Source organism: Vibrio parahaemolyticus (genome assembly GCF_900460535.1).
GTDB classification, from domain to species: domain Bacteria; phylum Pseudomonadota; class Gammaproteobacteria; order Enterobacterales; family Vibrionaceae; genus Vibrio; species Vibrio parahaemolyticus.
This window is the reverse complement of sequence record NZ_UHIL01000001.1, coordinates 3,182,883-3,202,738: the sequence shown is the minus strand read 5'-3', so window position 1 is coordinate 3,202,738 and position 19,856 is coordinate 3,182,883. Positions and strand designations below refer to the sequence as shown.

General features: G+C 46.1%; 19 protein-coding genes. 6 read left to right on the top strand and 13 right to left on the bottom strand.

Annotated elements, in window-relative coordinates; all coding sequences use genetic code 11:
* Both murA and DYB02_RS16395 read left to right on the top strand, forming a co-directional pair.
* The gene (gene murA / locus DYB02_RS16400) at positions 1-1,257 is read left to right on the top strand and encodes a UDP-N-acetylglucosamine 1-carboxyvinyltransferase (protein WP_005455110.1); all 1,257 of its coding nucleotides are present in this window, start codon (positions 1-3) and stop codon (positions 1,255-1,257) included.
* Positions 1,258-1,412: 155 nt separating this feature from the next.
* Positions 1,413-2,138 carry a 1-acylglycerol-3-phosphate O-acyltransferase gene (locus tag DYB02_RS16395; RefSeq protein WP_005455109.1) on the top strand — a complete coding sequence of 242 codons (726 nt, stop codon included), beginning with the start codon at positions 1,413-1,415 and terminating at the stop codon, positions 2,136-2,138.
* A 74-nt stretch (positions 2,139-2,212) separates the two neighbouring features.
* On the opposite strand, the gene DYB02_RS16390 is transcribed toward DYB02_RS16395, so the two are convergent.
* The 6 genes from DYB02_RS16390 to arcA form a co-directional block, all read right to left on the bottom strand.
* Entirely contained in the window at positions 2,213-2,602 is a 390-nt protein-coding gene (locus tag DYB02_RS16390; RefSeq protein ID WP_005455108.1) for a RidA family protein, read from the bottom strand.
* A 163-nt stretch (positions 2,603-2,765) separates the two neighbouring features.
* Positions 2,766-3,227, bottom strand: coding sequence for an aspartate carbamoyltransferase regulatory subunit (gene pyrI, locus DYB02_RS16385; RefSeq protein WP_005455107.1), 462 nt, complete (start codon positions 3,225-3,227; stop codon positions 2,766-2,768).
* Between the two features lie 16 nt (positions 3,228-3,243).
* A complete protein-coding gene (gene pyrB, locus DYB02_RS16380) occupies positions 3,244-4,173 on the bottom strand; it encodes an aspartate carbamoyltransferase (RefSeq protein WP_029806147.1) in 930 nt (309 codons plus the stop codon).
* 89 nt (positions 4,174-4,262) lie between these two features.
* Positions 4,263-4,358, bottom strand: a complete 96-nt coding sequence (locus DYB02_RS16375; protein WP_005497312.1) for a hypothetical protein — start codon at positions 4,356-4,358, stop codon at positions 4,263-4,265.
* 91 nt (positions 4,359-4,449) lie between these two features.
* Positions 4,450-5,454 carry an ornithine carbamoyltransferase gene (locus DYB02_RS16370; protein ID WP_005497313.1) on the bottom strand — a complete coding sequence of 335 codons (1,005 nt, stop codon included), beginning with the start codon at positions 5,452-5,454 and terminating at the stop codon, positions 4,450-4,452.
* Positions 5,455-5,609: 155 nt separating this feature from the next.
* Positions 5,610-6,833 (bottom strand): arginine deiminase, encoded by a 1,224-nt coding sequence (arcA, locus tag DYB02_RS16365; protein ID WP_005455102.1) that lies wholly within the window; start codon positions 6,831-6,833, stop codon positions 5,610-5,612.
* A gap of 575 nt (positions 6,834-7,408) precedes the next feature.
* Between arcA and rraB the strand changes: the two genes are divergently transcribed.
* Positions 7,409-7,822, top strand: a complete 414-nt coding sequence (rraB, locus tag DYB02_RS16355) for a ribonuclease E inhibitor RraB (protein ID WP_029806146.1) — start codon at positions 7,409-7,411, stop codon at positions 7,820-7,822.
* Between the two features lie 146 nt (positions 7,823-7,968).
* Positions 7,969-8,769, top strand: a complete 801-nt coding sequence (locus tag DYB02_RS16350; protein WP_017449512.1) for a glycosyl hydrolase 2 galactose-binding domain-containing protein — start codon at positions 7,969-7,971, stop codon at positions 8,767-8,769.
* Between the two features lie 16 nt (positions 8,770-8,785).
* Here the strand turns inward: DYB02_RS16350 and DYB02_RS16345 are convergent, their stop codons facing one another.
* From DYB02_RS16345 to pepA, 5 genes are all read right to left on the bottom strand, one after another.
* Positions 8,786-9,694: a bifunctional helix-turn-helix transcriptional regulator/GNAT family N-acetyltransferase gene (locus DYB02_RS16345; protein WP_029806144.1), complete on the bottom strand. Its 909-nt coding sequence runs from the start codon at positions 9,692-9,694 to the stop codon at positions 8,786-8,788.
* Between the two features lie 110 nt (positions 9,695-9,804).
* The gene (locus DYB02_RS16340) at positions 9,805-10,209 is read right to left on the bottom strand and encodes a DUF2061 domain-containing protein (RefSeq protein ID WP_015297309.1); all 405 of its coding nucleotides are present in this window, start codon (positions 10,207-10,209) and stop codon (positions 9,805-9,807) included.
* A 211-nt stretch (positions 10,210-10,420) separates the two neighbouring features.
* Positions 10,421-13,279 carry a valine--tRNA ligase gene (locus DYB02_RS16335; RefSeq protein ID WP_005478852.1) on the bottom strand — a complete coding sequence of 953 codons (2,859 nt, stop codon included), beginning with the start codon at positions 13,277-13,279 and terminating at the stop codon, positions 10,421-10,423.
* Positions 13,280-13,373: 94 nt separating this feature from the next.
* Positions 13,374-13,823: a DNA polymerase III subunit chi gene (locus DYB02_RS16330; RefSeq protein ID WP_005497325.1), complete on the bottom strand. Its 450-nt coding sequence runs from the start codon at positions 13,821-13,823 to the stop codon at positions 13,374-13,376.
* A 114-nt stretch (positions 13,824-13,937) separates the two neighbouring features.
* The gene (gene pepA, locus DYB02_RS16325; protein ID WP_005461107.1) at positions 13,938-15,446 is read right to left on the bottom strand and encodes a leucyl aminopeptidase; all 1,509 of its coding nucleotides are present in this window, start codon (positions 15,444-15,446) and stop codon (positions 13,938-13,940) included.
* A 201-nt stretch (positions 15,447-15,647) separates the two neighbouring features.
* Here pepA and lptF point away from each other — a divergent pair, with 201 nt between their 5' ends.
* The gene (lptF, locus tag DYB02_RS16320) at positions 15,648-16,748 is read left to right on the top strand and encodes an LPS export ABC transporter permease LptF (protein ID WP_021822928.1); all 1,101 of its coding nucleotides are present in this window, start codon (positions 15,648-15,650) and stop codon (positions 16,746-16,748) included.
* A gap of 3 nt (positions 16,749-16,751) precedes the next feature.
* Positions 16,752-17,822, top strand: a complete 1,071-nt coding sequence (gene lptG, locus DYB02_RS16315) for an LPS export ABC transporter permease LptG (RefSeq protein WP_029805023.1) — start codon at positions 16,752-16,754, stop codon at positions 17,820-17,822.
* Positions 17,823-17,871: 49 nt separating this feature from the next.
* On the opposite strand, the gene DYB02_RS16310 is transcribed toward lptG, so the two are convergent.
* Both DYB02_RS16310 and DYB02_RS16305 read right to left on the bottom strand, forming a co-directional pair.
* Entirely contained in the window at positions 17,872-18,381 is a 510-nt protein-coding gene (locus tag DYB02_RS16310) for an RDD family protein (protein WP_029805022.1), read from the bottom strand.
* Positions 18,382-18,562: 181 nt separating this feature from the next.
* Positions 18,563-19,831 carry a DUF2254 domain-containing protein gene (locus tag DYB02_RS16305; RefSeq protein ID WP_029805021.1) on the bottom strand — a complete coding sequence of 423 codons (1,269 nt, stop codon included), beginning with the start codon at positions 19,829-19,831 and terminating at the stop codon, positions 18,563-18,565.
* Positions 19,832-19,856: the final 25 nt, after the last annotated feature.

The window sequence follows — 19,856 nt, the reverse complement described above, 5'->3', positions numbered from 1 at the left end:
ATGGAAAAGTTTCGAGTTATTGGGTCAGATAAACCACTAGTTGGTGAAGTGACCATTTCTGGTGCAAAAAACGCAGCACTGCCTATTTTATTTGCGTCTATCTTGGCTGAAGAGCCTGTAGAAGTGGCAAACGTACCACATCTTCGCGATATCGACACAACCATGGAGCTACTAAAACGCCTTGGCGCTAAAGTAAGCCGTAACGGTTCTGTTCACGTCGATCCAAGCAGCATCAATGAATATTGCGCTCCTTATGATTTAGTTAAAACCATGCGTGCTTCTATTTGGGCGTTAGGCCCACTTGTGGCTCGTTTTGGTCAAGGTCAAGTTTCTCTACCTGGTGGTTGTGCTATCGGCGCACGTCCAGTTGACTTGCACATTACTGGCCTGGAACAACTAGGCGCAACCATCACACTTGAAGATGGTTACGTGAAAGCTGAAGTTGATGGTCGTCTGAAAGGCGCGCACATCGTGATGGACAAAGTGAGCGTTGGCGCGACCATTACCATCATGTGTGCAGCAGCTCTGGCTGAAGGTACCACAACGTTAGACAACGCAGCGCGCGAACCTGAAATCGTCGATACGGCGGATTTCCTAAATAAACTTGGCGCGAAAATCTCTGGCGCGGGTACAGACACCATCACTATCGAAGGTGTTGAGCGCTTAGGTGGCGGCAAGCACAGTGTCGTAGCAGACCGTATTGAAACGGGGACATTCCTAGTAGCTGCAGCGGTATCTGGCGGTAAAGTGGTTTGTCGTAATACCAACGGTCACTTGCTTGAAGCGGTTCTAGCGAAGCTAGAAGAAGCGGGCGCATTGGTGGAGACAGGCGAAGACTGGATCTCTGTTGATATGACAGACCGCGAGTTAAAAGCAGTAAGTATTCGCACTGCGCCTCACCCTGGCTTCCCGACAGACATGCAAGCGCAATTTACGCTATTGAACATGATGGCGAAAGGCGGCGGCGTGATCACTGAAACTATCTTTGAAAACCGCTTTATGCACGTGCCTGAGCTGATGCGTATGGGGGCGAAAGCGGAGATTGAAGGTAACACGGTTATTTGTGGTGACGTTGAATCTCTAAGTGGTGCACAAGTGATGGCAACGGATCTACGTGCTTCGGCAAGTTTGGTGATTGCTGGTTGTATCGCGAAAGGCGAAACCATCGTAGATCGTATTTATCACATCGATCGCGGTTATGACAAAATTGAAAATAAACTGGCTGCACTCGGCGCAAATATTGAGCGAGTGAGCTAGTCAAGTTAAACTGCACAGCAGGTGACTTGGATATGAAGAGAGCCGAAACTCAGGTTTCGGCTTTTTTATATCGCGCTTTCTGTCATAGTTTCTGACTATGTAAAAAGCGATATTAATAGCTGTATCTGGCAAAAGCCGGTTCCTGGAGAACAAGAATGATTGCACTGTTACGTGTATTTGCTGTCGCAATTTTCGCAATTGTGATGTTTATTGGTGGTTGTGGTTACTGCCTATTAAGCCCTCGAAATCCTAAACACGTTTTCACATTTGGCCGCTTGTTTGCCAAGATGTCTCGCGTATTTGGGGTAAAGCTAGAATTACGTATTCCTGAAGATGCGTACTCTCGTGGTCAGCACGTTTACATCGCTAACCACCAAAACAACTGGGACATGTTTACTGTGTCTGCGGCAGTGACACCGAAAGTGGTGACCGTCGGTAAGAAAAGCCTAGCGTGGATGCCATTGTTTGGTCAGCTTTACTGGTTGACAGGCAATATTCTGATTGACCGTGCAAACCGTTCAAAAGCGAAAGGTACCATCGACCAAGTGGTTAACAGCATGAAAGAAAGCGATGTGTCGGTTTGGATGTTCCCAGAAGGTACACGCTCACGTGGTCGTGGTTTGCTGCCGTTTAAAACGGGTGCGTTCCATGCGGCAATCGGTGCTGAAGTGCCAATTATTCCAATCGTATGCAGCTCCACTGACCACATTAAACTTAACCGCTGGAACAATGGTCATGTGATTGTTGAAATGTTGCCACCGGTGAGCACTGAAGGTTACGGTAAAGATGGCATTCGTGAACTCGCAAATGTATGCCGCGAGCAGATGAAGGAAAAGCTAGAAGCGCTGGATGAAGAAGTAAAACAGCGTAACGCCGCTTAAACGGGTTAAACACCGAATACAAAAATGGGTAGCTAAGGCTACCCATTTTTTATTCATTCAATCTGATATCGCAATTATTTGCGAACCGCGATTGCTTCAATTTCGATACCTACGTCTTTTGGTAGACGTGCAACTTCAACACAAGAGCGAGCAGGGTAGTTTGCTACTTCGTGCTCATCAAAGAATTTGCCGTACACTTCGTTTACTGTACCGAAGTCATTTAGATCTTTAACGAAAACCGTCATTTTTACGATGTCTGACACTTTAAGACCAGATGCTTCAACAACCGCTTTAACGTTGTCTAGAGATTGACGAGCTTGTTCTGCGATGTCAGCAGACACTTCACCTGTCGCTGGGTTTACTGGAATTTGACCAGAAGTTAGAACCATGTTGCCTAGATCTACGCCTTGAACGTAAGGACCGATTGCTGCTGGTGCAGACTCAGTGTGAAGTACTTTCGTCATTTGATTTTTTCCATCTGTTTTAGGGGAAGAAAGAGTATACCCAAGCCTTATTAATATGCTTGAAGGTAATCAGTTTGCCTTTAAACCTGCGGCAGGTAAAGAGCAAAATACCCTGCCGAGACAGGGTATTTAATGCGTATGAGAGTTCGGGACGTTGGCGAGATTATCGCTCAGTCACAATCTCACGTGAGAATACTTTCTCACAGTATTTGCACTTCAAACGAATCTCTTCTTTCTTCTCGAAAACTTTAAAACTGCTTTCTACTGGCTCGTTGTGAGAGATACAGTTTGAGTTTGGACACTCAAACACGTTGTTGATTTTCTCTGGCAACTCTAGAGCCAGTTTTTTCACGACTTCGTAGTTTTCGATTTGGTTTACCGTCGCGTGCGGTGCGTACAGCGCCAGTTTGCTTGCTTGTTCTTCATTGATGAACACGTTCTCAATCTTCAGCAAGTCTTTGTGACCCAGAGCTGAAGATGGCAAGTTCAGACCAATCGTTACACGTTGAGAAGAATTGTGCATATCGAACAATTTCAGCACTTTGATACCAATTTGTGCTGGAATGTGGTCGATGACGGTGCCGTTTTTGATTGCTTCTACCTGCAATTGAGTTTCTTTAGCCATGTTTTTATCTCCTCGATTACAGTGTTTCGTTTAGAACCAAAGCCAACAGCGCTTGGCGAGCGTACACGCCATTTTGTGCCTGCTGGAAGTAGTACGCGTGTGGGGTTTTATCTACGTCTGTCGTGATTTCATCAACACGAGGTAGCGGGTGCAGTACTTTTAGATTTTCACGCGCGGCTTCCAATAGAGCCGCCGTCAGAATGTAAGCTGACTTGATGTGCGCATATTCAGACTCGTCAAAACGCTCTTTTTGAACGCGAGTCATGTAAAGAATATCGAGCTCAGGAATTACCGCTTCCATCTCTGTGTGTAGGCTGTATTCAATGCCAGCTTCATCGAGTTCTTCGCAGATGTACTCTGGCATCGCCAATGCGTCTGGAGCGACAAAGTAGAAGCGGATGTTATTGAACTTCGCCAGTGCTTGAGTCAGTGAGTGAACGGTGCGGCCGTATTTTAAATCGCCGACAAATGCCACGTTTAGGTTGTCTAAGCGACCTTGCGTTTCCGCGATGGTGTAGAGGTCAAGCAGAGTTTGAGTTGGGTGTTGGTTAGCACCGTCGCCCGCGTTAATCACTGGAACGCCATTCGAAAACTCGGAAGCAAGGCGCGCTGCACCTTCTTGAGGGTGGCGCATCACAAATGCATCGACGTATGAAGAGATAACTTGTACAGAATCAGAAAGCGTTTCCCCTTTCTTCGCCAGAGACGTATTACCATCGTTATCAAAACCAATGACATCACCACCAATGCGTTGAATCGCGGTCTCAAACGACAAGCGAGTACGCGTTGATGGCTCAAAGAAACAGCTCGCAACGACTTTGTTTTTAATCAGTTCTGGTCGAGGTTCCTTCTTCAGATTACCTGCTGTTTCGACGATAAGTTCCAGCTCTTCACGAGAAAGCTCTGGAATAGAGATGATGTGCTTCTGGTAAAGCGAGTTCGCCATGATCTTCTTCCCTATAACAGTGATGACTATCTCCAAAATTGACCGCTGAGGAATTTTGGACATAAAAAAACCTCCCCAAATGGGGAGGTTTAAAAATCGATAGAATTAACGAAAATAACACCACGTAAGCGTAGTCGCTTAGTTAGAGCAAATCGCGTTTTTACGTCAGCAATCAGCTTGGTCATTTCTTAATCCTCAGACAAATTGCCGAGCATTATACGCCTAACTTTTGCGAGCGCAAGCGATTACATCATGCTTTTTGCTTTCCAAAAAACACTAACTTCCTAGCGTTGCAACCATAATGGCTTTGATTGTGTGCATGCGGTTTTCTGCTTCATCAAAGACGATAGAGTACTCTGACTCAAACACATCTTCGGTGACTTCTAGGCCTTTCATGCCGTATTTCTCTGCGATTTCTTTACCGACAGTGGTTTCGTCATTATGGAATGCAGGTAGACAATGCATAAACTTCACGTGCGGATTACCCGTCTGCTTGATGACATCCATATTGATTTGATAAGGCGTCATAAGCGCGACACGTTCATCCCATGCTTCTGCTGCTTCACCCATTGAAACCCAAACATCAGTGTAGAGGAAATCACAGCCTTTCACGCCTTCTTCGACGTTTTCCGTCAAGGTGATTTTCGCGCCGGTTTGTTTGGCAATGTCTTGGCAAGTCGCGACAAGATGTTCTTCTGGCCAGAACGCTTTTGGTGCCACTAGGCGAATGTCCATGCCCATTTTCGCTGCGCCAACCATCAATGAGTTACCCATGTTGTTACGAGCGTCGCCAAGGTATGCAAAGGTCATTTCGTGGAGCTGTTTGCCACGACCATGTTCTTGCATGGTAAGGAAATCTGCGAGGATTTGCGTTGGGTGGAACTCGTCAGTTAATCCGTTCCAAACCGGCACGCCCGCATGAGCGCCAAGCTCTTCCACAATGGATTGACCAAAGCCACGGTATTCGATGCCGTCATACATGCGACCTAAGACGCGTGCGGTATCTTTCATCGATTCTTTATGGCCGATTTGAGATCCTGAAGGACCGATATAGGTGACTTGTGCGCCTTGATCAAAGGCGGCGACTTCAAACGCACATCGGGTTCGAGTAGAAGATTTCTCAAAGATGAGTGCAATGTTTTTACCTTGAAGTGTCTTCTGCTCTGTTCCTGCATATTTTGCTTTTTTTAGCTCTGCAGACAGTTCGAGCAAGAACTGGATTTCTTTGGTTGAGAAATCCAATAGCTTCAAAAAGTTGCGGTTACGTAAATTGAAAGCCATAGCTCGTCCCTTAGTACGTGTGATTGAATTGAGTCATTGCATTAAAACATATAAATGCTTTATTTGTGAATAATTATTTTAAAGTAAAACTAAAAAAGGTTGATGCATTCACATCAACCTTAGTTTTTATTCACTTAATGTAAAAGGTGAATCGGCTATATATCGTCTCGTTCTATTGGACAGCTCATACAGCGAGCACCACCACGACCACGGCCCAATTCGTTACCAGGAACGGTCAACACTTGGATGCCAGCTTTGTCGTACTTCTCGTTGGTGTAGACGTTGCGCTCGTAACCAATCACAACGCCTGGTTTTACAGTCAGCACGTTGTTTGCGTCATTCCATTGCTCGCGCTCTGCTTCGTAGCTGTCACCGCCTGTGGTGATGATTTTAAGCTGATCAAGACCAAGAGCGGATTCAATCGCGTGTAGGTAGTTGTGTGACGCTTCGACATGCATTTCACCATCTGTGCCTTTCGGGGTCAGACGCCATGTATCCAGATCCTTGCGCATGATTTCTGGGTAGACTGAGAAAGTATCCACATCCATATGTGTCATGACCGTATCTAAGTGCATACAAGAGCGGTGCTTAGGCAGGTCAATGGCGATCACTTCGCTCGCTTGCCCTGCTTTAAACAGGCTTGCCGCTAAGTTTTCTACCCCTTGTGGCGTGGTTCGCTCAGACATGCCAATCAATACCGCACCTTTACCGATCACCAGTACGTCTCCGCCTTCAACGTTTGCGTTGTCGTAATGCAGATCATCATCACCAAAATATTTAATGAAATCTTGGCCTGCAAAGATCGGGTGCCAGCGATAGATAGCGCGTAAATGGTTTGTTTCGCGCTGGCGCGCAGGCATCATCATTGGGTTGAGTGATACACCGCCATATACCCAACATGAGGTGTCGCGGGTGAATAGATGGTTTGGTAGTGGCTCGATCACGAAATCCAGTGGGCGCTTCATCTTCGGTAGCATCGAAGAAGATTGAATAGGTAACTCAGAATAGGCTAAGCCGCCAAGCAAAATAGTCGCGAGGTGTTCGTCGTCCATTTCCAAAAGGTATTGGCGTAAATCGCGAGCGAAGGTTGGCCCGTAGCGGAAGTCAGAAATCTGCGTGTTCAACAGCCACTGTTTTGCCTCTGGAACGGCTAGGGTTTCCACCAGTAAATCGTGGAGCAGAAGTACTTCAACATCTTGCTCTCTCAAGGTTCGAGCAAAAGCATCATGCTCTTCACCCGCGGCTTCTACAGCAAGCACGTCATCAAACAATAGCTCATGACAGTTTGACGGCGTTAGGTGGGTGAGGGCACGCTCTGGGCGGTTTAAAAGTACTCGTCTAAGTTGACCAACTTCTGATCCAACGTACAGCTTACTCATTTTGCATCCTTACAAATTTTCCAGCCATTAGTTATGACAATCTTACGGCAAAGATGCAAATTCGTTAACTTCGTTTAAATGTTATGATTGATTGTATTTTTAGTGGTTTTTATTTTGGTTGGCATTTTTGTATTTAATTTTTGGTTTTTAATTCCATATTGCTGGTTTTTAAATGAATGCGTTTTTATTCTTTTTGTATTTTGCAGGAAAGATTACATGCTTAGTGCATAAAACGTGCATTTCTATTCTAAAATATGCAGTTTTTCAGTTTTCTTTATTCGTTATCCTTCCAAATTGGTAGCGTGGCTATATTCACTCAGGCGTCATAATCACTCAACAAACCATCAAATATCCTACAATGAGCTCAATTAGGATCTTCTGAATATTAAAAAATACCGTTTTTTGTTAACCTTTTGTTTCTTTGTGATGGGTTTTAATATTTGGGCAGGAAGAATCATCGCGGTTTGGCGTTTGTTTGTGGCTTTTCATCGCAATCCATGCCATATTTCACCGGATCAGCATACTCAGTATCGGGTATAGTGTTTCCATCAAGTAACTAATCTGGAGCCAAAAACATGTCTCACGAAGATGAATATCTATCAGTAGAAGAATTAATTGAGATTCAAAAGGAAGAGACTCGCGATATCATTGCAGCATTGCTAGAAGATGGCAGCGATCCAGATTCGCTATACGAAATTGAGCACCACCTTTTTGCTGAAGATTTCGATACGCTAGAAAAAGCGGTTGTTGAAGCGTTCAAAATGGGCTTCGAAGTTCTAGAAGCAGAAGAAACAGAAGACGAAGACGGCAACAAACTGCTGTGTTGTGACGCGACAATGGAATCGGCTCTAAATGCAGAGGCGATTGACGCACAAGTTGAAAAGCTGGTTCACCTAGCTGAAAAATACGACATCATCTACGATGGCTGGGGTACGTACTACGAAGGCGAAGATGCGCTTTACTCTGACGAAGATGATGAAGGCGAGTAATTTAATGTTTTCGAAAAACCAGCGTTTATCGCTGGTTTTTTTATGCTTAGAAAATGACAACGCTGGGTAACGATAAACAATTCACGTTGAGTTTATGGGGGATTTCTCCCTATAATGCGTAAAAATTGATCTAGCTCAAGGTAAATATGCAACTCTCACTCGCCGGATTATGGCAAGTCTCTCCACTGACGGACCTTTCTATCCCACAGGATGACATCACTTTCCCTGCTCCTCTGAGTCAGGTGCTGCCCGCTGAATTGACGGAAGCGGCCATTCGCCAACAAGAATGGCACTTGATGTACGACATTGAGGTGGATGAATCCATGATGGCGTTCCCGGCGGTTGAAATGGTGCTGGGTGGGGTGGACTACCACGCTGAGGTGCGTTTGAATGGCGTTGCATTGTTTGACTGCGATGGCTCTCAGAATGTCTACAAGAAAGACATTCGCCCTTACATGCAAATGGGGCGCAACCGCTTTGAAATCTTGTTCTTAGAGGAAGACGAAGATCTTCTGTTTGATGAAGATAAACCTGAGCTGTGTTCACTGTCCGATCATGAATATAGAAAAAGCGATGACCGCTTAGGCGTGTGGCAAGTGCCTTACCTGCAGTTTATTCGCAACGTACGTTTAGATCGTGTCGCGACCGAACAAATCTGGCACCACGGTGGTGGTTGTGAGTTTAAAGTGGATCTTTACTATCAGACTTTTGTGCCGGGTTTGGTCTCGGCATCAGTGAAGTTTGATGGTATGACTTACCATATTCCAATTGATGTGCGCGCCGATCATGCCAGTGCGTTATTTCAGATCGAAGCGCCTAAATACGCTGATTTGAATGACCCCGATCCGAAAGATCTCTACCAACTTGCGGTGGAGTTAGATGGGCAGCGCCAAGCATTTTCTGTTGCGCTTAGCCAAGAGCTTTGCGTTACCCATGTTGTGCTTTAACTCTTAGTAATGCTCTTTATGACAGTGTTTTAAGCATCACTACTTCACATGCATCATGCCCTGTTTGTCCAAGCGGGGCATGTAACTGCTCAAAGCCTAACTTCTCATACAAACCTATCGCTTCTTTTAAGCATTCTGTCGTTTCTAAATAACACTTTTGATAGCCAAGTTGCTTCGCCAATTGCAGACTCAGCGCGACGATACGTTTTGCCAAGCCGTGTCCACGAGTTTGGGGTAAAAAGTACATTTTCTGTAGTTCGCACACGTTAGGTTCGCCTGCTAGTGGAGCAAAACCACCACCACCGACGATGACGCCATTGTGCTCAATCACCCAATAAGCGGCACCTTGTTGGTTATACACAGAATACATGTCATCAAGTGTTGGGTCTGCGACGCCGTATCCTTTGTCTGCGGTTAGACCATATTCCGCGGAAACCTGACGAATCACGTCGGCGACTTGTGGGTTATCGGCCTTGCTGAGTGGGCGAAGAACAAATGGGTTTGCTTGGCATACTTTGGTTAAGCCTTTTAGATACACTTCAAGCCCTTGTTTGAGCTGTTGCTGTTCGTTTTCGTCCAGATGGGATAACAATGATTCGAAGAAAGTATTTTGTTGTTGGTCGAGTTGCGATAGCGCGTGTTGGCCTTGCTCGGTCAAAGCTATGAACTGGCTGCGCTTGTCTTTTGGATTTTCGATGCTCTCAACCAGGCTCTGCTTGAGGAGAGCAGTTACGGTGCGGCTGGCATTGGATTTATCTACGTTAAGCTGCTGCGCCAGTTGATTGATAGTCAGTGGCTGTAATTGGATCTCGCCCAAGGCATGAGCTTGTACTGGGGTGAGGGTAACCTCGCCACATTGTTTATCAAGCATACCTAACAAGCGGATGGTCTGTCGGGAGTAATGTCTGAGCTGACGAGGATTCATCTTAAGTTACCTATAATAAGTTGCGCATCGCAATTAATTTAATTGCGGTGCGCAACGTTGTCAATGATGAATCGGTTTGAGCTCGCTGTTGCTTCGGTTTCGACCCGCTCTTACGCGTGTTTGTGGAAGCAAAAATGCGGCGCTGAGCTCTGATCAGACGATTTACGTAACCAAACTTTTTCGTGGAAGTAGTAGGCTACGGTATTTAATGATGGCTCTAGCATTGCCATAACGCCACCGATAAATGCATCACCCGTTAACAAGTAAACCACCGTAAACGCTACGCTAAAGTGTACCGTTGCGAAACTCGCGGTTTTTAGCTTGGTCATGAATTGACGAGCTTTTAAAGCGGGAACACTTGCCCAAGCTTTTTCATGAAAGTAAAAAGCGACGGTGTTTACTGATGGCTCAATCATGGCAATTAAACTACCAATTAGAATGTCGCCAGTAAGCACGTAAGCGACACTAAATGCGATAGTAAAATGCAGCGTTGCGAATGTTAGTGTCTTTTTCATGATAATTACTCAATCGTGTTTGTTTCGATGAATATATTATCGATAATAATTCTCATTAATGCCAATGGGTGGTGGATATTAATTTGATAGGTAAAAACTATCGATAGGAGGGTTTTTACTGAATGGACTGATACAAAAAAGGTTGGCCATGATGACCAACCTTTCTGATTTTAAGAGCAGAAGCGTTTCGCTTCTAGTCCAACGCTAACGATTAAAGAGCTGCGATGGTTTTCTTTTGCTCTTCCAGCTTAGCTAGTGTCTCTTTGTAGCCTTCAAGCTTCTCACGCTCTTTAGCAACAACCGCTTCAGGAGCTTTCGCTACGAAGCCTTCGTTACCTAGTTTGCCTTCGATACGCTTGATTTCGCCGTGAGTCTTCTTGATTTCGCCATCAAGACGAGCAAGTTCTGCGTCTTTGTCGATCAGACCCGCCATTGGGATCATCAGCTCAGACTTAGCAACCAATGCTGTCGCACACGCTGGCGTTTCTTCGTCAGCAGCAAGTACGCGTACAGATTCTAGTTTCGCTAGAGACATCAGTACTTGTTTGTTTGCTTCTAGACGCGCTGCATCTTCTGCGTTTGCTGCTTTCAACATAACGTCAAGCGGCTTACCTGGGTTGATGTCGTATTCAGCACGTAGGTTACGGATGCTAGTGATGAACGCTTTCACCCATTCGATATCGTCTAGCGCTTCTTGGTTGAAGTTTGCTTCGTCGAATTGAGGCAGTGCTTGCAGCATGATTGTCTCGCCTTCTACACCTTCAACTAGTGGCTTGATGCTTTGCCAGATAGTTTCAGTGATGTAAGGAATCACTGGGTGAGCCAGACGTAGCGTCTTCTCAAGAACTGTGATTAGTGTACGGCGAGTACCACGCTGTTGCGCTTCTGTACCTTTCCATAGAACGGGTTTAGTTAGCTCTAGGTACCAGTCACAGAATTGGTTCCAGATGAATTCGTACAGCGTGTTAGACGCCATATCTAGACGGAAGTTGTCGATATGGTTGTTGAACGCTTTTGCTGCGAGCTCAAACTGAGACTCGATCCACTTGTCCGCTAGTGAGTATTCAATCTCACCACCGTTGAAGCCACAATCTTGCTCTTCTGTGTTCATCATTACGTAACGGCTTGCGTTCCATAGTTTGTTACAGAAGTTACGGTAACCTTCAAGGCGCTTCATATCCCAGTTGATATCGCGACCTGTTGATGCCATTGCTGCAAGCGTGAAACGCAGTGCGTCTGTACCATATGCTTCGATACCGTTTTCAAACGTCTTACGAGTATTCTTCTCGATCTTCTTCGCTAGCTGAGGCTGCATCATGTTGCCAGTGCGCTTCTCTACTAGAGACTCTAGGTCGATACCATCGATCATGTCGATTGGGTCAAGCACGTTACCTTTCGACTTAGACATCTTGTCGCCGTTTTCGTCACGAATTAGGCCGGTAACGTAAACCGTTTTAAATGGTACTTGTGGCTTGCCGTTTTCGTCTTTCACGAAGTGCATGGTCATCATGATCATGCGCGCAACCCAGAAGAAGATGATGTCGAAACCAGTTACTAGTACGTCTGAAGGGTGGAATACTTTCAGATCGTCAGTTTGCTCTGGCCAACCTTGAGTGCCGAACGTCCATAGTGCAGAAGAGAACCAGGTATCCAGTACGTCTTCGTCTTGGTGCAGTTCAATTACTGACTCTAGGTTGTTGTTCTTGCGAACTTCTTCTTCAGTGCGACCTACGTAAACATTGCCTTGGTTGTCGTACCAAGCTGGGATGCGGTGACCCCACCATAGCTGACGAGAGATACACCAATCCTGAACGTCACGCATCCAAGAGAAGTACATGTTTTCGTATTGCTTAGGTACGAATTGGATGTCGCCGTTTTCTACTGCTTCAACCGCTGTTTTCGCTAGAGGCGCAGTACGTACGTACCATTGGTCAGTTAGCATTGGTTCGATAACCACGCCACCACGGTCGCCGTAAGGAACTTGTAGATCGTGATCTTTCACTTCTTCAAGCAGGCCTAGCTCGTCAAACTCAGCAACGATAGCTTTACGTGCAGCAAAACGTTCCATGCCGTGGTACTTAGCAGGAAGTTCTGTTGAGTAAGCGTCACTTGGTTCACCGTTTGTGTTGAATACTTCAGCCGCACCGCGAATGTTTGCGTCGAAAGTTAGAATGTTGATCATTGGTAGCTGGTGGCGCTTACCAACTTCGTAGTCGTTGAAGTCGTGCGCAGGTGTGATTTTCACACAGCCAGTACCTTTTTCCATATCAGCGTGCTCATCGCCCACGATTGGGATGCGACGGTCAACGATAGGAAGGATGATTTCTTTACCGATAAGATCTTTGTAACGTGGATCTTCAGGGTTAACCGCAACACCAGTATCGCCTAGCATGGTCTCTGGACGAGTGGTTGCAACAACGATGTAGTCTTTGCCATCTGCTGTTTTAACGCCATCTGCTAGCGGGTAGCGGAAGTGCCACATGTGGCCTTTAGTGTCTTTGTTCTCTACTTCTAGATCTGAGATAGCGGTGTGTAGCTTTGGATCCCAGTTAACTAGGCGCTTACCGCGGTAGATTAGGTCATCTTCGTATAGACGAACGAAAACTTCTTGAACGGCGTTAGACAGACCATCGTCCATCGTGAAGCGTTCACGATCCCAGTCTACCGATGCGCCAAGACGACGAAGCTGCTTAGTGATTGTGCCGCCTGATTCGCCTTTCCATTCCCAGATTTTGTCGATGAAAGCATCACGACCGTAATCGTGCTTAGTTTTGCCTTCTTCTGCTGCGATCTTACGCTCAACAACCATCTGAGTAGCGATACCTGCGTGGTCAGTACCTACTTGCCAAAGGGTGTTTTTACCCTTCATACGTTCACAACGGATAAGCGTATCCATGATCGTATCTTGGAACGCGTGGCCCATATGTAGGCTACCAGTGACGTTCGGTGGCGGGATCATGATGCTGTATGATTCTTTAGTAGTGTCACCGTGTGGCTTAAAGTAGCCTTTCTCTTCCCAAGTCTGATACAGAGCTTGTTCGATTGAAGTTGGGTTGTATGTCTTTTCCATAGCGCTCTTTAAATGGATACGTTGATGGTTGAATCTTAGTCAATCTCTATAAGTGAACTCTCTAAAGAGAGAGCTTAACTATAAGGATTGACCGCTAAGGATATTGAATTTCGATCGTTTGCAGCTGGTAGCCTGCTTGTCGGTAAATTTTATATCTTTCCCTTGCGAGCTGTTTAGCTTTTTCTTCGCAAGGCACGAAGTCTACCACTTGAGCAAACTTGTTCGCAAAGGTTGTCTCATTTTCCGCCAAATTAATTACCAGTTGACGATTCCAAGATGGTTTCACGCCATCGTGGCCGATTTCAATATTGGTGGCGTATTTCGGTCCTTCGCCAACGAGATTATGTGCCATGAACTGGTCTGCATCAATTTGCCAGAAAGCTTCAGCAAGCTGTTCGGCATGCGGTTTATCTTGGCAGTTTAGGTACACTTTAGCGCCTTGGCGTGCGAAATGCTGCGCCAAAAAAACGATGTACTCTTCAAAGCCAGCCGTCGTTGCTTGCGGGCTCTCTTCGTTAATGATGTAGAAGGTCGCAGTTTGCATCATTCTCTCACTTGCCTTGGTCTCATCCTAAGACCATCTTAAAGCCCATTTTCAATGAAGAAAATCGGGGTAATAAAAAAGGGCCTTGCGGCCCTTTTCGATTTAGTTCAGAAATTACTCTTCTGTCTCTTGGCCGCTGCGGTTCAAAAGGAATTGGACAAGCATTGAGACAGGGCGGCCCGTTGAGCCTTTCGCTGCGCCTGACTTCCACGCAGTTCCTGCGATATCAATGTGTGCCCAGTTGTACTTTTTCGCAAACTTAGACAGGAAACAACCCGCAGTGATAGTGCCACCAGGGCGACCACCAATGTTTGCCATATCAGCAAATGGGCTCTTCAACTGTTCGTGGTATTCGTCCGCCATTGGTAGACGCCATGCGCGGTCACTTGATTGCTCAGATGCGTTTACAAGTTCGTGCGCCAGTGGGTTGTGGTTCGATAGAACGCCACTGATGTGGTGACCAAGTGCGATAACACAAGCGCCTGTTAGCGTTGCTACGTCAACAACACAGTCTGGTTCGAAACGCTCTACGTAAGTCAGTGCATCACACAAAACCAAACGGCCCTCTGCGTCAGTATTTAGTACTTCAACAGTTTGACCTGACATTGTGGTCAGGATGTCTCCTGGACGGTAAGCGTTGCTGCCTGGCATGTTTTCACAGCCTGCTAAAACACCAATTACATTGATTGGTAGGTTTAGCTTCGCTAGCGCTTTCATTGTACCGAATACCGATGCCGCACCACACATGTCGTACTTCATCTCATCCATACCTTCGCCCGGTTTCAATGAGATACCGCCTGAATCGAAGGTTAGACCTTTACCTACAAGCACGATAGGTTTTGCATCTGAGTCAGGGTTACCCTTGTACTCGATGATAGACATCATAGATTCGTTCTTCGAACCACGACCTACCGCTAGGTAAGATGTCATGCCCAGTTTTTCCATCTCTTGCTCACCGATGATCTTGGTGGTTACGCTTTCGTAATCGTCCGCTAGACGACGAGCTTGAGAGGCAAGGTAAGCTGGGTTGGCTACGTTTGGTGGCATGTTGCCAAGGTCTTTCGATGCTTTTACACCAGACGCGATGGCTAGACCGTGGGTGATTGCTTTTTCACCTAGGCTCAATTCACGACGCGTTGGTACGTTGAAAACAAGTTTACGCAGTGGGCGGCGAGTTTCAGGTTTAACGCTCTTGAATTGGTTGAATGTGTATAGACCATCTTTCGTCGCTTCTACTGCCTGGCGAACTTTCCAGTAAGTATCGCGACCTTTAACGTGCAGTTCTGTTAGGAAACATACAGCTTCCATTGAACCTGTTTCGTTAAGTGTGCTGATCGTCTTTTGAATGATTTCCTTGTACTGGCGCTCGCCAAGCTCACGTTCCTTACCGCAACCGACAAGTAAAACGCGCTCTGACAAAACACCTGGTACTTGATGCAGTAGCAGCATCTGACCAGGTTTACCCTCTAGATCACCACGGCGAAGTAGTGAACTGATGTAACCGTCACTGATTTTATCAAGTTGCTCGGCTACTGGAGAAAGGCGACGTGGTTCAAACACACCAACAACGATACATGCGCTACGTTGTTTCTCTGGACTGCCACTTTTAACACTGAACTCCATGCGTACTCCTACATCCTGAAGACAAATTGCTCTAAATGTTAGATAATGATCGCTTACTTGTTGAATTTTAGCTCCGAGCTTACATTTAGAGCTGATTTAAGCGACTAACATTTAGTTTATAATTTTTAAAAAAATAAATGGTTCAACGGGAAACTATAGTGATTCGACCAAAAAAACAAGTTTTGTATAGGTAATTTCAGCGTGATTATTGTTAGATATTTGATCCGCGAAACACTCAAGAGTCAATTTGCGATTTTTTTCGTACTTTTTTTGGTGTTTGTGAGCCAGAAGTTCATCAGTGTTCTCGCTGATGCTTCTGACGGGGATATTCCTGCTGGATTGATTTTCTCTATTGTTGGTTTGAACATGCCAGCAATGGGTTTATTGATGCTGCCATTGAGTTTGTACATCGGCATATTGATCACTTTTGGTCGTCTCTATGCAGAAAGCGAAATTGTCGTGATGAATGCGACGGGGATCGGCAACAAGTTCCTAGTGCAAGCTGCACTTTACTTGGCGTTGATCACCTCTGGTGTGGCTGCGTTTAATGCACTTTGGTTATCACCTTGGTCTCAAGACCGAGTGGAGCACCTTTACGAACAAGTCGCGGCTGAAAACAGCGTCGACTTACTTAAAAAGGGTCAGTTCCAAGGTACGCCAGACGGTTCATCCGTAGTGTTCATTGACGATATTAAGGACAGCACGCTTAGTAACGTGTTTGTCGCGCAAATGCGTCCACGAGATTCGGTTCTACCTAGCGTGATGTTCTCTTCTTCTGGTGAAGTAAAAGAACTGTCAGATGGCCGTCAGGTTATTACGATGCAAGAAGGTACGCGCTATGAAGGTGTGCCAACTCGCGTGGAGTATATGATCACCAAATTTGATGAATATGAAGGGGTGATCGGGCAGCGTGAAGTCAAACAGAAAGGTCGTGACTGGGAAGCTTACCCAACGGCGGATTTGATTGGCCATCCGGATCCTGAAGCGCAAGCGGAGCTGCAATGGCGTATTTCTCTGTTTGTATGTATCCCATTGTTGACGATGCTTGTGATTCCTTTGTCTGCGGTGAACCCTCGTCAAGGGCGCTTTGCCAAAATGGGCCCGGCGATTCTGATTTACTTGGCATACTTCCTTGCGATTAGTGCGACAAAATCGGCATTGGAAGACGGTGCGATTCCGGCGGCGATTGGCATATGGCCTATTAATGCTATGTTGCTGATTGTCGCGATCATGGCCAATATGATGGACAGTGTTCCGGCTCGACGAATGAAAGAAAAATTCCGTAAGAAGAGGCTCGCGTAAGCTGTGTTCAAAATCTTAGACCTTTACATCGGTAGAACCATCATTTCTACCACAGCCTTGGTTCTGGCAACGTTTGTTGGCCTATCGGGTATCATCAAATACGTGGAACAGCTACGAAAAGTGGGGCGTGGTGTGTATGACCTGACGCACGCTTTGTATTTCGTTTTGTTGAGCGTGCCTCGTGACGTTGAAATGTTTTTCCCAATGGCAGCATTGCTGGGTGCACTGATTGGTTTGGGTATGCTGGCGTCAAGCTCTGAGCTTGTGGTCATGCAAGCGGCGGGTTTCTCCAAGCTGGATATCGGTTTGTCCGTGCTAAAAACGGCCGTTCCATTGATGCTTATTGTGATGACTTTAGGTCAATGGGGGGCTCCAGAAGCTCAGAAAATGGCGCGTGATTTGCGATCTTTTGCATTGTCTGGCGGCAGCATCGTTTCGGTTCGTGCTGGGGTTTGGGCTCGTGATGCCAACGACTTCATCTTCATCGGTAAAGTGGAAGATGACAAGTTGTATGCGTTGAACATGTGGCGCTTTGATGATGACAAGAACTTAGAAAAAGTTATCTTCGCTGAAGAAGTGGATTACCAACAAGATAACAATTGGTTGATGCGTGACGTGCAAATCACCAACATGCAAGACGAAAACGTGATTTCCAAACAAGAGATGGATCAAATGGAATGGCACACGTCGTTGGCTCCTGACAAGCTAGCCGTGGTGACAGTAAAACCAGAAGAGCTCTCTCTGAGCGGTTTGTATGATTACGTGGCGTATTTGAAAGCATCAGAGCAAGATGCTTCACGTTACGAACTCGCATTTTGGCGTAAGCTGACGCAGCCTTTGTCGATTGCCGTAATGATGTTGATGGCATTGTCTTTCGTCTTTGGTCCGCTGCGAAGCGTAACAATGGGGGCGAGAGTTTTATCTGGCGTTGTGGCTGGTTTCACTTTCTATATCTCCAGCGAGTTCTTCGGGCCATTGACTCTGGTGTATGGCATACCGCCGATATTTGGTGCCTTAGCTCCGAGCTTAGCGTTTTTGGCGATTGCGGTGGCGTTGCTGAGAAGAAAGCTATAATCAAAGAAAAAGGAAGGCGCTATGCCTTCCTTTTTTGTTTCTAGGCGATTTATTTTGCTTTTGGTAAAACTACCACTTCAGTTTTTGCCCAGATATCGTGGAAACCACGTTTTTGCGGGTCAATTGGCACGGTTAAGTTCGCAAGACCAAAGCCTGATGTCGCAAGGCGGATTAATGCTTGAGTCGCCGTAATTGGAGCGCCGTCTTTCGCGTTTCGAATTTGCATTTTCCAAGCGCGCATGCCTAGGGTTTGACCTGCTCGCGTCCAGAAAAAGACGAAGAAGTAAATCCAGACTACCGCCAGATAAAGTGTGAATATCGGACTCAACACCGGGTGTTTCCCTAACATATCTGCGGCATCCACATATTCTCCGTAGCTCAGCAAGCCTGCTGCATTTTCTCCGTAGCTCAGCAAGCCTGCTGCATTCAAAGCAAACACCACTGCTATTACGACACCCGCCGCCATCATCTCAATGGCTAAGACAATTAGAGTGTCATAAAACAAAGCGGCCAATCGACGGAAAAATCCCGCTGGTGGAAGAGTTGTAGAAGTAGTCATAATTCCATCACTTACCTTAAAAATTGTGCGTCAGGATATAGATTCCGCCAGTCTGTGAAAAGAGAGCTGACGCACAGACTCTCCAATTACGACCAAATCTAAGAGCTTTTCACGAAGGATGATGGCTGAGCATACGCATGTTTGAGGCGTATGCTTAAAACGATGCTGATTGAATGGATCGTCAGCGCCGTGTTTTTGGGTCAGTTACCTGGTTCGAAAGTTGCGCAAGTTGATGCTTTTCATCTTCAGTAAAATGTTGGTTCAACGCGAGTTCTAATGCTTTCTCTGAAAGCTTGGTTGCTGGAGCGCTAAACAGCTTGGGATACATACTAGACAGGGCTAGTAATGCCTTTTGCAGGCGAACCTGAACTTGCAGTTGAGCTGCCCCATCATGCGCTATCGGCAAAAAGATATCATCGAATAAATCTTGGCAGTTTAACGAGGGCACAAACAATCTTGGGAAGCGAGTTTTGGTTGGTTGTTGACTAATAAGTTCTCCCCAAAGTGAAAGCGCCCGAATAGAACGTCCGAGAACATCAATCGCAGTACCATTATCATTAACGGCAGGAGAGAGGGCCCTAGAGGCTATTTCTGCAAGTACAACTAAGCCAAAGCGAGGATCTTGGTCATAGGATCGCTCCGTTCGGATCGTGAACGCTGCCGTTACCTCACTTTCTTCTGCTAATTCGCCACAGACCCAAGCCAATGGTTGACCAAGATAAACAAAACTCCCTGGCAGCCTCTCAATATAGATAGTGGATTGAGAGGCTTTAGCAACACTATCTAGATGGTGCATATCAATATGTTGTAAGTAACCAATTTCTTTGCTGACAATCGGTTTGCTTCCTCTCGGCTTGTGCTCAGGATGACTCCAAGGAAAAGCACCCAACCAAGGCTCACTGCCTCGTTTTCGAATCGCACTTAATAGCGCTTGTTCCACATTTGAGGTGGTTTCCGAGACTCTACCAAGTACAGATAGATGCTGAATCCAGCGAAGTAGAGTCAGGATGATCATAATGATCACCACCATGGTTACGATGAACAAATAGATCTGTGCCTGCTCGTGATAGGCGCCAATGCCAAGTGCGATGATGCCTACCAAACTAAACAAGAATGAGCCAAGAAAAGTCGCCAGAGCATTTTGTGTTGTGCTGTCTTCCATCAATAGCTTGGTAGCTCTAGGAGTGACCCCTGCACTGGCCGCGCTGTACGCTGAAACCATAATGTTGAGTGAAAACGTCGTCACCGCCAGCATCGACGTCGCGAGAATATTCAATATGTTATTCAGCAGCTCATTACTGACATTGATGGTGGGAGGCAGGGTAATAAATTTATTTAAAACAATAGAGATCAGGGCGGTTACAACAGCAAGTAAGGCGAAAAGTGATGTACGAACCCACAGTTTGCGTGTCATTTGTTTAAGCAGCCACTGCCATTTGGAGCCGGTCATTCTCATGTGCCTCTTATCTTAAGTG